The organism is Streptomyces nidicola (genome assembly GCF_050106155.1).
Lineage (GTDB): Bacteria > Actinomycetota > Actinomycetes > Streptomycetales > Streptomycetaceae > Streptomyces.
On sequence record NZ_JBNBPI010000001.1, the window covers coordinates 5,580,928 to 5,594,133 of the forward strand.

12 protein-coding genes are annotated in these 13,206 nt (G+C 71.7%); 10 read left to right on the forward strand and 2 right to left on the reverse strand.

Features of this window, described 5'->3' with window-relative positions; genetic code table 11:
* Nucleotides 1-6 precede the first annotated feature (6 nt).
* Nucleotides 7-1,221, reverse strand: coding sequence for an MFS transporter (locus ACOKM3_RS25340; RefSeq protein WP_426903329.1), 1,215 nt, complete (start codon nt 1,219-1,221; stop codon nt 7-9).
* Between the two features lie 106 nt (nt 1,222-1,327).
* Here ACOKM3_RS25340 and ACOKM3_RS25345 point away from each other — a divergent pair, with 106 nt between their 5' ends.
* The 6 genes from ACOKM3_RS25345 (at nt 1,328) to ACOKM3_RS25370 (ending at nt 9,759) form a co-directional block, all read left to right on the forward strand.
* Nucleotides 1,328-2,305 (forward strand): LysR family transcriptional regulator, encoded by a 978-nt coding sequence (locus ACOKM3_RS25345; protein ID WP_426903330.1) that lies wholly within the window; start codon nt 1,328-1,330, stop codon nt 2,303-2,305.
* Nucleotides 2,306-2,465: 160 nt separating this feature from the next.
* Nucleotides 2,466-3,242, forward strand: coding sequence for a hypothetical protein (locus ACOKM3_RS25350; protein ID WP_426903331.1), 777 nt, complete (start codon nt 2,466-2,468; stop codon nt 3,240-3,242).
* The gene (locus ACOKM3_RS25355) at nt 3,243-5,432 is read left to right on the forward strand and encodes a glycosyltransferase (RefSeq protein WP_426903332.1); all 2,190 of its coding nucleotides are present in this window, start codon (nt 3,243-3,245) and stop codon (nt 5,430-5,432) included.
* Nucleotides 5,429-6,913 (forward strand): acyltransferase family protein, encoded by a 1,485-nt coding sequence (locus ACOKM3_RS25360; protein ID WP_426903333.1) that lies wholly within the window; start codon nt 5,429-5,431, stop codon nt 6,911-6,913. Before ACOKM3_RS25355 ends, ACOKM3_RS25360 begins: the two co-directional genes overlap by 4 nt.
* Before the next feature lie 173 nt (nt 6,914-7,086).
* Nucleotides 7,087-8,457, forward strand: a complete 1,371-nt coding sequence (locus tag ACOKM3_RS25365; protein ID WP_426903334.1) for a nitrate/nitrite transporter — start codon at nt 7,087-7,089, stop codon at nt 8,455-8,457.
* A 126-nt stretch (nt 8,458-8,583) separates the two neighbouring features.
* Complete coding sequence (locus tag ACOKM3_RS25370; protein WP_426903335.1) at nt 8,584-9,759, forward strand: uroporphyrinogen-III synthase; 1,176 nt, start codon at nt 8,584-8,586, stop codon at nt 9,757-9,759.
* A 98-nt stretch (nt 9,760-9,857) separates the two neighbouring features.
* Here ACOKM3_RS25370 and ACOKM3_RS25375 read toward each other — a convergent pair whose 3' ends face one another.
* Nucleotides 9,858-10,358 (reverse strand): anthrone oxygenase family protein, encoded by a 501-nt coding sequence (locus ACOKM3_RS25375; RefSeq protein ID WP_426903336.1) that lies wholly within the window; start codon nt 10,356-10,358, stop codon nt 9,858-9,860.
* A gap of 93 nt (nt 10,359-10,451) precedes the next feature.
* Here ACOKM3_RS25375 and ACOKM3_RS25380 point away from each other — a divergent pair, with 93 nt between their 5' ends.
* The 4 genes from ACOKM3_RS25380 (at nt 10,452) to ACOKM3_RS25395 (ending at nt 13,160) form a co-directional block, all read left to right on the forward strand.
* Nucleotides 10,452-10,994: a GNAT family N-acetyltransferase gene (locus ACOKM3_RS25380; protein ID WP_426903337.1), complete on the forward strand. Its 543-nt coding sequence runs from the start codon at nt 10,452-10,454 to the stop codon at nt 10,992-10,994.
* A gap of 65 nt (nt 10,995-11,059) precedes the next feature.
* Nucleotides 11,060-11,668, forward strand: a complete 609-nt coding sequence (locus ACOKM3_RS25385; RefSeq protein ID WP_426903338.1) for a CGNR zinc finger domain-containing protein — start codon at nt 11,060-11,062, stop codon at nt 11,666-11,668.
* A 74-nt stretch (nt 11,669-11,742) separates the two neighbouring features.
* Nucleotides 11,743-12,348, forward strand: a complete 606-nt coding sequence (locus tag ACOKM3_RS25390) for a sigma-70 family RNA polymerase sigma factor (RefSeq protein WP_266710860.1) — start codon at nt 11,743-11,745, stop codon at nt 12,346-12,348.
* Nucleotides 12,345-13,160, forward strand: a complete 816-nt coding sequence (locus tag ACOKM3_RS25395; protein WP_426903339.1) for an anti-sigma factor family protein — start codon at nt 12,345-12,347, stop codon at nt 13,158-13,160. The genes ACOKM3_RS25390 and ACOKM3_RS25395 overlap by 4 nt, the downstream gene beginning before the upstream one ends.
* Nucleotides 13,161-13,206: the final 46 nt, after the last annotated feature.

Sequence of the window (13,206 nt, forward strand, 5' to 3'; positions counted from 1 at the left end):
CTACGGCTACGGCTGCGCCTGCCGCGGACGTCGTACGTAGCCGTAGAGCGCCAGCAGCAGTGCCGTCGCCGCCGCGGCGACCGGCACCGTGTACGCCGCGGTGGGGCCCCAGTGCTCCACCGCGGCGCCGCCGGTCGCGGAGCCGCAGGCGATGCCGGCGAGTATGCCGGTCACGGCGAGCGTCATCCCCTCGTTCAACTGGCCCTCAGGGGTGCGCTGTTGGATCAGGGTCATGCCCGTCACCATCGTCGGCGCCGTCGCCATTCCGGCGATCAGGAGCGCGCCCCCGAGGACGTACAGGGAACCCGTGCCCCAGGCCGCGAGCAGCGGGAGCGTCATGAGCGCCGCCATCGCCGCGACGCACAGGGGGTGGCGCCGGGCGGCCGGGCCCGACGGTTTCAGCGTCCCGTAGACGAGGCCCGCCGCTCCCGAACCCGCCGCCTGCAGTGCGAGGACGACGCCCGCCCACGCCTTGTGGCCCTGTGCGTCCGCGAACGCGACCGTGACCACCTCCAGCGAGCCGAAGATCGCGCCCGTCGCGAGGAACGCGATCAGCAGCGGCGGCATCCCGGGGGCGCGCAGGGGTGTTCTCGTTGCCGCCGTACGCGGCCGGGCGGGCGGCTGTGTCGATCGTTGGGCGGCGAACAGGAGCATGCCGCTCACCATCAGCACCACTCCGGCGATGGCGCCCGCCTCCGGGAACAGGGCGCTGCACAAGAAGGCGGCCACGACCGGGCCCAGCATGTAGCAGAGCTCGTCGACGGCCTGCTCGAAGGAGTTCGCCGTGTGCAGCGCCCGCGGTTCGTCCTTGAGCAGGTGCGCCCAGCGGGCCCGCGACATCCCTCCGGTGTTGGGGGTCGCGGCCGTCGGCAGATAGGCCACGAACAGCGCCCAGTCAGGGGCGTCGAAGCGTACGCACAGCAGGAGGGCGAGCACGCCGCCGGCCGCCACCAGGGTCGCGGGCACGGCGACCTGCGCCTGCCCGCGGCGGTCGATCTGGCGCGCGAGCCAGGGGCCGACGAAGACGCCGGCCACGAGTCCGGTCGCGCCGAGCGCCCCGGCGAGGGCGTACGAACCGCGGGCGCCGGATATCAGCATCACGGCGCTGATGCTGAACATCCCGGACGGGAAGCGGGCGATGAGGTTGCCGAGGGTGAAGGCGCGGGCGCCGGGGACGGCGAACAGGCGGGTGTAAGCGGCGACAGAAGCGGCTGTGGGCATGTGGAGAGCATCGCCGCAGGTCACGGGCGGGGTCCAACACTTACTCGGTGCCGATTCACGCCTCTGTGTTGTTAGTTTTCACGCGCCTGCGTTGTAAGTTCGCCCGATGTCTCCAGCGAACGTCGAACCCCGCCTGCTGCGCGCCTTCCTCGCCGTCGCCGACGAGCTGCACTTCACCCGCGCCGCCGCCCGGCTCTACGTCGCCCAGCAGGCGCTCAGCCGCGACATCCGGCGCCTGGAGCGGGAGTTGGGAGTCGACCTCTTCGGCCGCACCACCCGGCAGGTGACGCTCACCGCGGACGGGGCCCGGCTGCTGCCGCACGCGCGGCGCGTGATCGCGGCCCAGGACGAGCTGCTCGCGGCCTTCACCGGGCCCGCCGCCACCGGCCGGCCGCTGCTCGTCGACGTCAACAGCCCGGGTCTCGCGCACGAGCGGGTGCTCGCGCGCGCCCGCGAACTCGCCCCGGACCACGAGCTGATGGCCCGCTACGAGAGCGGCCTGACCGGCGCCGCCGCCGAACTCCTCGCGGGCCGTCTCGACGTGTCCTTCGGCCGGTTCGCCGGGCTCGACCCGGCCGTGCGCGCGCGGCTCTCCCAACAGCCCGTGCGCTACGAGCCGATGGCGATCATGCTGCCCGAGGACCATCCGCTGGTGGCGCTCGACGCCGTGCCCCTGGGCCGGCTCGCCGGTGAGACGGTCTATGCGGGCGCCGGCAACCCCCGCACGCCCGAATGGACCGATCTGGCCCGCCTGTTGTTCGAGGGCCGGGGCATCCGCGTCGCGCCTCCCGCGCCGCTCGCGATCGGCAAGAAGGAGTTCCGCCGGATCATGGACAAATACCGAAATCCGGTCCTCACCGGAGTGGATTTTCCGGCCATGCCGGGGTCGGTGCTGCGCCCGCTCGTCGACCCGGTGCCGCTGTCGCCTGTGTCACTCGTGTGGCGAAAGGGGCGTAAACACCCCGGAATTGAGGCACTCCGGGCCGCCGCGACCGCCCTCGCGGCCGAGAACGGGTGGCTGGAACGGCCCGCGGACGCATGGATTCCAGCCGCAGATGTGCAGATTATGGGGAGTCGTGAATGAGGTGTGTGCGTGAGTGTCACTGGTGTGCGCTACATTCTGGGTTTGGGTGCGATGTGATAGTGGGGGCGCTCGGATCGGGTGGGGGCCCGGTTCGGTCGGTGAAAGCCCCGCGGCGTCGCCCACGCACTCATGAACGTGTCCTTGGGGGGATGTGCGCACGGTGGAGAACTCGCGAGAAGACGGCCTGTCCGGGCCGACTCATGACCCGCACGAGGTGACGGTCCAACTCGACTTCACCGGGCGCCAGTTGGGTGCCACGCCAGGTGCGAGACCCGGCGCGCCCGGGGGCGAAGGGGCCGGTGAGCCCGGCGCCGACGACAAGGAACTCCCCGTCTTCGTCGACGACTCGGGGCGCCGCGGCCGCAACTTCCGCCGCTTCGGCGTGGCCGCGGGCCTTGCCGTCGCGGTCTACGCCGTCGTCATCGCGGTCACCGTCCTCTCCGGGAACTCCGACGCGCCGTGGCTGCCGATGCCCGCGGAGGGCAAGAGCGCGGGCAAGGTGGGCACCGAGTCGTCCGAGCCGTCCCCGTCCCTCTCGTCGTCCGGATCGCCGGGCGCCACCCCGGGGCCGAGCGCCTCCGGCAGCGCCGTGCCGGGCACCTCCGCGGCGCCCGGCGCGAGCGTGGCGCCGTCGACCGGCACCAGTACGTCGCAGAAGCCGTCCACCGGCACCTCGCCGTCCGACAGGCCCACGGGCGGCAAGCCGTCGACCACGACGAGGCCGACCGAGCCGGACGACACCGACGAGCCGACGACGGAGCCGACCGGAGGGAACTCCGCCGACCCGTCGACGACGCCCGGCGACGACGCGAGCGAACCGGCAGCAGGAACCGGGGCCGACGGCTCGGGAACCCTCGCCGACGGCGCCCTCGCGCACCTGCTCACCGCGCCGCTGGTGGCGCCCCTTGTCCCGCCCCTGGAAAGCAGCGTCCTGTAGATGTCCGACCGCCCACGCCACGCGCCGGCCGCTGCCCGCAGGCGCCGCCTCCCGCTGCGCTATCTGCTGCCCTCGCTGCTGCTCGTCGCGATGATCGTGATGCTCATGCTGCGCGGCTACGTGCACAGTGAGATCCTCGCCGACCACCGCGTCCAGCCCGAGGCCGCCATCGACAAGGTGCCGCACCGGGTGCTCGGCGGCGGCCCCGTCATCGACGCCCGCGACAACCACATCAACACGGCGCGAATACCGCACCAGAAGCTGGTGCTCACCTTCGACGACGGGCCCGACCCCGAGTGGACGCCGAAGGTCCTCGACGTCCTGAAGAAGCACGACGCGCACGCCGTCTTCTTCGTCACCGGCACCATGGCCTCCCGCTACCCGGGCCTGGTGCAGCGCATGGTCGCGGAGGGGCACGAGGTCGGGCTGCACACCTTCAACCACCCGGACCTCTCCTACCAGTCCAAGAGCCGCATCGACTGGGAGCTGGCGCAGAACCAGCTGGCGATCGAGGGCGCGGCCGGTATCCGCACGTCGCTGTTCCGCCCGCCCTACTCGTCGTTCTCCGACGCCTTCGACAACAAGTCCTGGCCGGTGACCGAGTACATCGCGAGCCGCGGCTACATCACGGTCGTCAACAACACGGACAGCGAGGACTGGAAGCGTCCCGGCGTCGACGAGATCATCAAGCGGGCGACGCCCAAGGGCGGCAAGGGCGCGATCGTCCTGATGCACGACTCCGGCGGCAACCGCTCGCAGACCGTCGCCGCGCTCGACCGCTTCCTGCCCGGGCTCCAGGACGACGGCTACAAGTTCGCGAACCTCACCGAGGCCCTCGGCATGCCCAGCGCGCACACGCCCGTCAGCGGCGTGGAGCTGTGGAAGGGCAAGGCGTGGGTCTACGCGGTGGAGGCCTCGGAGAACATCACCGGTGTCCTCGTCGTCGGGCTCGCCGTCATCGGCGTCCTCGTCATGTCACGCTTCGGCCTGATGCTGATCCTGTCCGCGGTGCACGCGCGCAGGGTGCGCCGCAAGAACTTCGCGTGGGGGCCGCCGGTCACCGAACCGGTCTCCGTTCTCGTACCGGCCTTCAACGAGGCCAAGTGCATCGAGAACACGGTCCGTTCGCTGGCGCTGAGCGAGCAGCCGATCGAGGTGATCGTCATCGACGACGGCTCCACGGACGGCACGGCCCGCATCGTGGAGAACATGCGGCTGCCCGGCGTCCGCGTCATCCGGCAGCACAACGCGGGCAAGCCCGCGGCCCTCAACAGGGGCCTGGCGAACGCCCGGTTCGACCTCGTCGTGATGATGGACGGCGACACCGTCTTCGAACCGGCCACCGTGCGCGAGCTGGTCCAGCCGTTCGGCGACCCCAGCGTCGGCGCCGTCGCGGGCAACGCGAAGGTGGGCAACCGGGACTCGCTGATCGGCGCCTGGCAGCACATCGAGTACGTGATGGGCTTCAACCTCGACCGCCGCATGTACGACATCCTGCGCTGCATGCCGACGATCCCCGGCGCGGTCGGCGCCTTCCGGCGCAGCGCCCTGGAGCGCGTCGGCGGGATGAGCGACGACACGCTCGCCGAGGACACCGACGTCACGATGGCGCTGCACCGCGACGGCTGGCGCGTCGTCTACGCCGAGAAGGCGCGCGCCTGGACCGAGGCCCCGGAGACCGTCCAGCAGCTGTGGTCGCAGCGCTACCGCTGGTCGTACGGGACGATGCAGGCCATCTGGAAGCACCGCAGGGCCCTGGTCGACAAGGGCCCCTCGGGACGCTTCGGCCGGGTCGGCCTGCCGCTGGTCTCGCTCTTCATGGTGCTGGCCCCGCTGCTCGCGCCGCTGATCGACATCTTCCTCCTCTACGGGCTCGTGTTCGGTCCGACGGAGAAGACGGTCGGCGCCTGGTTCGGCGTGCTCGCGATCCAGGCGGTCTGCGCCGCGTACGCCTTCCGGCTCGACAAGGAACGCATGACGCACCTGATATCCCTCCCGCTCCAGCAACTCCTGTACCGGCAGCTGATGTATGTCGTGCTGCTCCAGTCCTGGATCACCGCGCTCACCGGCGGCCGGCTGCGCTGGCAGAAGCTGCGCCGCACCGGCGTGGTGGGCGCGGGCCCCGGCGGCCGGGTGCCGCCCCAGCGGACGTCCTCCGTCTCCGGTGACGAGCGGAGGCCGGTGGCATGACGCAGCCGACGAACGGAGGAAGCGGCGAGGGAGCGAACGGGCCCTCGGCGCAGGGGAGTTGGTTCGCCAAGCCGGAGCGGGACCGCCCCCTGGGTGTCTCCGAGGCCGGATGGCCGGCCGTGCCGCCCGGCAGGACCGGCGCGACGCCGCCCCGCGGCCCCGGCGGCGGCCCGGTGCTCACCGATGCCGTGTCCACCGGGGGAGTGGCGGCCGAGGCGACCGCCCGGTTTCCCGAAGTGCTCCCGCGGGCCGACGCCACCAGCCCGCTGCCGAAGGCGGACAGTCCGCTGCCGAAGGCGGACAGTCCGCTGCCGGAGGTGGCGCCCGCGCCCAAGAAGCCCGGCCGGGACCGCTACCTCGACCTGCTGCGCTCCGTCGCACTCGTCCGGGTCGTCGCCTACCACCTGTTCGGCTGGGTCTGGCTCTCGGTCGTCTTCCCGTCCATGGGCGTGATGTTCGCCCTCGCCGGATCGCTGATGGCGCGCTCCCTGAGCAGGCCCGCGCTGAGCGTCGTACGAGGGCGGCTGCGGCGGCTCCTCCCGCCGATGTGGCTGTTCAGCGCGCTGGTGCTGCCCCTGCTGTTCATCGGCGGCTGGAACCCGGGCAAGGACCCCGACACCGGCGGCGGCGCCTGGGGCTGGCTCGGCATCGTCAACTATGTGATTCCGATCGGCGCCCCCGCCTACCCGTGGGAGATCGCCAACCCGCCCGGCTTCCTGGAGACCACGTGGGCCGAGCAGGGCATCGGCCCGCTCTGGTACCTGCGCGCCTACCTGTGGTTCGTGCTCGCGTCCCCGCTGCTGCTCAAGGCGTTCCGCAAGCTGCCGTGGGCGACGCTGTGCGCGCCGCTCGCCCTCACGGCCGTGATCGGCACGGGCCTGGTGGAGATCCCCGGCCGCACCGGGGAGGCAGTCACCGACTTCGCCGTGTACGGCAGCTGCTGGGTCCTCGGCTTCGCGCACCAGGAGGGCGTGCTGCAGAAGGTGCCGCGCTACGCCGCGGTGTCCGGCGCCGCGCTGCTCATGGGCTTCGGCCTGTGGTGGGCCTCGGGCCATCTCAGCGAAGAGGGCTGGGACCTGAACGAGATCCCGCTGGCGCAGGCGACCTGGTCCCTCGGGTTCGTCGTCATCCTGCTCCAGTACGCGCCGTCCTGGCAGCAGCTGCCCGGCCGGCTCGCGCGCTGGGACCGCCTCGTGACCCTGGCCAACAACAGAGCCGTCACCATCTACCTCTGGCACAACCTGCTCATCATGGCGACGTTCCCGCTGATCGACCTGCTCTACCAACTGCCGTTCATGGACGACAAGTTGAGCTCGGCGCTGGACTCGACGTACATGCTCTGGTCGTTCGTCCTCATCTGGCCGCTCATCGGCCTCGCGATCGTCGCCACCGGCTGGGTCGAGGACCTGGCCGCGAAGCGCAGACCGCGCCTGTGGCCGGACGGCCGCCGGAGCGGCGGCTCCGGGAAGCGGCGCAAGTAGGCGGAGCAGGGTGAGGCGCCAGGAGGAGGGCGAGGCGCCAGGAGGGGCCTCACCCCCGCCCCGCCCTCCAGGTGAGCGCAAAGTTCCCCCGTGGTCACTTCGCGCCACGAAGCGGAAATCCCGCCTCCCTACCTTCGGTCACACAGACGCGAACCGTGACCTGGAGGCGTGAGATGCCTGGCCCCAAGGAACAGACCCGGAGCCGGAACTGGATCGAGCGATGGGATCCCGAGGACGATGTGTTCTGGGAGGAGACGGGCGCGAAGGTCGCCCGGCGCAACCTCGCCTTCTCCATCCTCTCCGAGCACATCGGATTCTCCATCTGGACCCTGTGGTCGGTGATGGTCCTGTTCATGGGACCCGAGTACGGGATCGATCCGGCGGGGAAGTTCTTCCTCGTGTCGATGGCGACGCTGGTGGGCGCCTTCGCGCGCGTGCCCTACACGTTCGCCGTCGCGATCTTCGGCGGCCGCAACTGGACGATCATGTCGGCGAGCCTGCTGCTTGTGCCGTCGGTCGCCGCGTTCGCGGTGATGGAGCCGGGCACCTCGTACACCACCTTCATGTGGTGCGCGGCGCTCACCGGCGTCGGCGGCGGCAACTTCGCCTCCTCCATGACCAACATCAACTCCTTCTTCCCGCTGCGGAAGAAGGGCTGGGCGCTCGGTCTGAACGCGGGCGGCGGCAACATCGGCGTCCCCGTCATCCAGCTCGTCGCGCTCGCCGTGATCGGAGCGAGCGGCGGGCCGCGCGTGCTGCTCGGCATCTACATCCCGCTGATCGTCGTCGCGACGGTCTGCTCCGCGCTGTTCATGGACAACCTGGCGACGGTGAAGAACGACACCGGCGCCGCGAAGGAGGCCGTGCGCGACGCCCACACGTGGATCATGTCGTTCCTCTACGTAGGGACGTTCGGCTCCTTCATCGGCTACTCGTTCGCCTTCGGTCTCGTCCTGCAGACCCAGTTCGGCCGTACGCCGCTCCAGGCGGCCGGAGTCACCTTCATCGGCCCGCTGCTCGGCTCGCTCATCCGGCCCGTCGGCGGCAAGCTCGCCGACAAGTACGGCGGCGCGCGCATCACGCTGTGGAACTTCGTCGGCATGGCCCTCGCCACGGCCGTCGTGATCCTGGCCTCGGTCGAGAAGTCGCTGGCCCTGTTCTCCGTCGCGTTCATCGCCCTGTTCGTACTGAGCGGGCTCGGCAACGGGTCGACGTACAAGATGATCCCCGGCATCTTCCAGACGAAGGCGCTGGCCAAGGGGCTCACGGGCGAGGAAGCGGCCGCGTACGGGCGGCGGCTCTCCGGCGCCTCCATGGGGCTGATCGGCGCGGTCGGCGCGCTCGGCGGGCTCGGCATCAACCTGGCGTTCCGGCAGTCCTTCCAGACGGCCGGCACCGGCACCGGGGCCTTCGTCGCCTTCCTCGCCTTCTACGCCGTGTGCTTCGCCGTGACCTGGGCCGTATACCTTCGCCGCTCGGCCTCGCGCACCGTCGCGAGCTCCACGACGGAGGCACAGCCGCAGCTCAGCTACGCGGAGGTGTGACATTTGGCCCCCGTAACACGTACGCAATAGCGTTGATCCGGGCCCGACACGGAGCGTTGACAGGCTCGGACGATGCGCCGGTGTGTCCGGCGCACGGGAGACACGTCGAGCGGGGCGAGAACGAGCATGGACGAGGAACAGCAGGCCACGCAGCAGGCCACGAGGCCGGAGCAGGCCCACGGGCCGCTCGCCGGCTTCACCGTGGGCGTCACCGCGGCGCGCCGCGCCGACGAACTGGGCGCGCTGCTCCAGCGGCGCGGCGCCTCGGTGCTGCACGCGCCCGCCCTGCGGATCGTGCCGCTCGCGGACGACAGTGAACTCCTCGTCGCGACCAAGGAGTTGATCGACCACGCGCCGGACGTGGTGGTGGCCACGACCGCCATCGGCTTCCGCGGCTGGGTCGAGGCCGCCGACGGCTGGGGCCTGGGCGAGGACCTGCTCGGGCGCCTTCGCGGCGTCGAGCTCCTCGCGCGCGGCCCGAAGGTGAAGGGCGCGGTGCGCGCGGCCGGCCTCACCGAGGAGTGGTCGCCCTCGTCCGAGTCGATGGCCGAGGTCCTGGAGCGGCTGCTCGACGAGGGCGTCCAGGGGCGGCGCGTCGCGGTGCAGCTGCACGGCGAGCCGCTGCCCGGGTTCGTGGAGGCGCTGCGCGAGGCGGGCGCCGAGGTGGTCGGCGTGCCCGTCTACCGCTGGCTCCCGCCGCAGGACATAGGGCCCGTCGACCGCCTCCTCGACGCCACGGTGTCGGGTGGCGTGGACGCGCTGACGTTCACCTCGGCCCCCGCCGCGCAGGCGCTGCTGCGTCGCGCGGAGGAGCGGGGCCTGGAGGCGGAGCTGCTGGCGGCCCTGCACCACGACGTGCTGGCGGCCTGCGTCGGCCCGGTGACGGCGGTGCCGTTGCAGGCGCGGGGCGTGGACACGGTGCAGCCGGAGCGCTTCCGGCTCGGCCCCCTGGTGCAGCTGCTGTGCAAGGAACTGCCCGCACGCGCGCGTACGTTGCCGATCGCGGGTCACCAGATGCAGATCCGCGGGCAGGCCGTGGTGGTGGACGACGAGCTGCGCCCGGTGCCGCCCGCGGGCATGTCACTGCTGCGGACGCTGGCGCGGCGCCCCGGGTGGGTGGTGTCCCGCGCGGAGCTGCTCCGCGCGCTGCCGGGCGCCGGCCGCGACGAGCATGCGGTGGAGACGGCGATGGCGCGGCTCAGGTCGTCCCTCGGGACACCGAAGCTGATCCAGACGGTGGTCAAGCGGGGGTATCGGTTGGCGTTGGACCCGGCGGCGGACGCGAAGTACGCGGACATTTAGAGCCCCTGCGGCGATTGAGCAGCGGGGTCCGGGGCGGAGCCCCGGGAGCGAGCGCCGGACGGGCCCAAAGATTGGGGCTCTGCCCCATACCCCGCTGCTCAATCGCCGCAGGGGCTTGATCGGAGCCCCCTAACCAGGCACCCCACCGCCCCGGTGCACAGCACCGCCCGGACCACGTTCCACGCCACCCACGGCCCCTCGAAATCCTCCCTCACCCGCGCCGGATCGGAGATCTCCGCGGGGGAGCCGGCCGCGGCCAGCGCGTCGTTCAGTGGCACGTTCACCGTCATCGTCAGCAGGAACGCCACCGTGTAGCAGGCCAGCGCCGCGAACACCCAGCCGCGCGGCCCCCGTTGACGTCGCACCCGCCAGGCCGCGTACCCGGTGAGCACCAGCGCTCCGATGAAGCTCAGGAAGAACACCGGGTTCTGGATGACGTCGTTGATGTTCTGCATCACCTCGATGTACGTACGGTCGCCGCTGCGCGCCAGGCCGGGCATCACGGCGCACGCGAACACGTAGAACGAACCTGCCGCCAGGCCCGTGGCGACCGTGGCCGCCCCCAGCACCCATCCCGTGAAACGCGTCGATGTCGTCATGGCCCCAGTCAAGCCGCGGGCCGTGCCGCCCCGACATCGTCGAGCCGCGCAACCCCATGCGCGAGCGTCCAGGGGGCCGCGTACCGTACGGGCATGCTGATCAGCCCCGACATTGAACTCCGCCGCGCCGTTCCCGAGGACGCCCAGGCGCTGGCCGACGCCGTGGTCCGCAACCGGGAGTTCATGAAGACGTGGGAGCCGTACCGCTCCGAGGAGTACTACACGGCGCGGGAGCAGGCCGAGCGGATCGCCGAGCCGGGCGGGGCGTTGTGGCTGTTGTTCGACCGGGCCGCCGGCGGGCGCGTGGTCGGCCGCGTCGCGCTCAGCGGCATCCACCTCGGCCCCCTGTGCAGCGCCAGCCTCGGCTACTGGGTCGACGCCGACTACCGGGGCCGGGGGCTGATCCCCGCCGCCGTGGAGGAGGCCTGCCGGGCCGCCCGCGACGAGATGGGCCTGCACCGTGTCGAGGCGGGCACGCTCACGGACAACGAGGCGTCCCAGCGCGTCCTCGCCAAGTGCGGCTTCGTCCGGTTCGGGCTCGCGCCCAAGTTCCTCCACATCAACGGGGATTGGCGCGACCACGTCCTGTTCCAGCGGATCCTCCACGACGATCCCCCGGCGTACGGACGGTCCTAGGCCGTCAACTCCGGTTCCGGCAGCGGGGGTTCCGGCCGCGCCCGTGGGCGGGCACTGTAGAGGGCATGGCAGCAGTACCCACAGGGCCCCACCCGCCTGCCCCTGCCCCCTACGAGTTGCGGTTCGACTCCGGGCGTCTCTGCCTGGACCTCGTCGCGACCGCGCACCCCGACGAACGCCTCACGAGCCCCGACCTGCTGCGCGCCTGGCTGGTCGGCGCGGGGCTCGTCCCGGACGCCGCCGCGCTGCCGGACCGCTCGCCCGCCTGGCTCGCCGCGTTCCGTGAACTGCGCGGCCACGTGGCCCATTTGGTGCGCGGCGAACTCTCCGGCCGCCCGGTCCCCGGCGCCCTGGAACGGGTCAACCTGCTCGCCCGCGCGGCCCCGCCCGCACCCCGCGCCGTACGCGCGGCCGACGGCGCCCTCGTCCGCTCCCTGCACAGCGAGCCCGGCTGCCCGGCCCTGCTCGCGGCCGTCGCCCGGGACGCCATCGACCTCCTCACCGACCCCACCGTGCGCGGCTCCCTGCGCCAGTGCGAGGGCGACAACTGCCCCATCATCTACCTCGACATGTCGCGCGGTCGCAGGCGCCGTTGGTGCTCCAGCGAGGTGTGCGGCAACCGGGAACGGGTGGCCAGACATCGGCGCAGGGCGGCGGCTCTGGCGAGGGCGTGAGTCGGGTTTCGTAACTCCCTTTGAACATCCGTGAGTTCGTCTGCGTATCCCTCCCGTGAGCCCAGCCGAGAGACATGGCCGAACAGGGGACACCGGAGGTAGGCGTGCGCAAGGATTCCGCCGTGGCCGATGAACGCCCGCCCCGGGCCCGACATCGCGCTCCCCGGCCCCCCGAGCCGGACGAGGAGCTGATGCGCGCGCTCTACGCCGAGCACGCACGGCCGCTTCTGGCCTATGTGCTCCGACTGGTGGCGGGGGACCGGCAGCGTGCGGAGGATGTCGTACAGGAGACGCTCATCCGTGCCTGGAAGAACGCCGGACAGCTCAACCGAGCGACCGGTTCGGTACGCCCCTGGCTGGTGACGGTCGCCCGGCGCATCGTCATCGACGGCCACCGCAGTCGGCAGGCCCGGCCGCAGGAGGTCGATCCGTCGCCGCTGGAGGTCATCCCCGCGGAGGACGAGATCGACAAGGCGCTCTGGCTGATGACCCTTTCCGACGCGCTGGAGGACTTGACCCCGGCCCACCGGGAAGTACTCGTGGAGACGTACTTCAAAGGACGTACGGTCAACGAGGCGGCCGAGACGCTCGGTATCCCCAGCGGCACGGTGCGCTCGCGGGTCTTCTACGCGCTGCGCTCGATGAAGCTGGCGCTGGAGGAGCGGGGGGTGACGGCATGACGACGGGCCACGGATCGTACGGTCCCTTCGGCCATGAGCAGGCGGGCGACGTGCACGAGACCGTCGGCGCCTACGCGCTCGGCATCCTCGACGACATCGAGGCGAGCGCCTTCGAGGCACACCTGGCGACGTGCGAGCGGTGCGCGCGGAACCTTGAGGAGTTCGCGGGCATGGAGCCGATGCTCGCCGCCCTCGCCGACCTGCCGGCCGAGCGCGGCGCACCCCGCGAGCCGACCCCGCAGATCGGCGACTCCCTCGCGGCCCGCCCGAGCCCCCGCCTCGCGGAGTCCCTCGCCGACGAACTGGGCCGCCGCCGCGCGAAGAAGCGCAGGCGCGGCCTCTACCTGGTCGCGGCCGCCGCGGCCCTGATCATCGGCGGCCCGCTCACGGTGCTGGCGGTGACGGACGACGGCGGCAACAACACCGTCGCCCAGCCGCACTCCACCAGCCCCGCCAAGGACGCCTTCTTCAACCACATGCCCGACAAGGTGAAGGCCACCGACGCCACCACGAACGTCACGGCGACGATCGGCATGGAGAAGAAGGCCTGGGGCACCCACACGGTCCTGGAACTGAAGAACGTCAAGGGCCCCCTGAAGTGCTCCCTCGTCGCGGTCGGCAAGAACGGCGAGCGCGAGACGGTCACCACCTGGGCCGTTCCGAAATGGGGCTACGGCATCGACGACAGTGCGAACGCGAACGCGAAGAGCCCCCTGTACGTGCACGGGGGCGCGGCCTTCGACCGGGGCCAGATCGACCACTTCGAGGTCGAGACGCTCGACGGAAAGCGGCTCGTGGAGGTGAACGCCTGACCGCACGGCGCCGCACGTAGCCCTACGGGGCCCCTTTCGCGTACCT

Excerpts from the sequence above, each read along its gene's own strand:
- ACOKM3_RS25355 (WP_426903332.1), top strand. The coding sequence starts at position 3,243 with ATGTCCGACCGCCCACGCCACGCGCCGGCCGCTGCCCGCAGGCGCCGC.
- ACOKM3_RS25395 (WP_426903339.1), top strand. The coding sequence starts at position 12,345 with ATGACGACGGGCCACGGATCGTACGGTCCCTTCGGCCATGAGCAGGCG.
- ACOKM3_RS25365 (WP_426903334.1), top strand. The coding sequence starts at position 7,087 with ATGCCTGGCCCCAAGGAACAGACCCGGAGCCGGAACTGGATCGAGCGA.
- ACOKM3_RS25385 (WP_426903338.1), top strand. The coding sequence starts at position 11,060 with ATGGCAGCAGTACCCACAGGGCCCCACCCGCCTGCCCCTGCCCCCTAC.
- ACOKM3_RS25390 (WP_266710860.1), top strand. The coding sequence starts at position 11,743 with ATGGCCGAACAGGGGACACCGGAGGTAGGCGTGCGCAAGGATTCCGCC.
- ACOKM3_RS25345 (WP_426903330.1), top strand. The coding sequence starts at position 1,328 with ATGTCTCCAGCGAACGTCGAACCCCGCCTGCTGCGCGCCTTCCTCGCC.
- ACOKM3_RS25340 (WP_426903329.1), bottom strand. The coding sequence starts at position 1,221 with ATGCCCACAGCCGCTTCTGTCGCCGCTTACACCCGCCTGTTCGCCGTC.
- ACOKM3_RS25380 (WP_426903337.1), top strand. The coding sequence starts at position 10,452 with ATGCTGATCAGCCCCGACATTGAACTCCGCCGCGCCGTTCCCGAGGAC.
- ACOKM3_RS25360 (WP_426903333.1), top strand. The coding sequence starts at position 5,429 with ATGACGCAGCCGACGAACGGAGGAAGCGGCGAGGGAGCGAACGGGCCC.
- ACOKM3_RS25375 (WP_426903336.1), bottom strand. The coding sequence starts at position 10,358 with ATGACGACATCGACGCGTTTCACGGGATGGGTGCTGGGGGCGGCCACG.
- ACOKM3_RS25370 (WP_426903335.1), top strand. The coding sequence starts at position 8,584 with ATGGACGAGGAACAGCAGGCCACGCAGCAGGCCACGAGGCCGGAGCAG.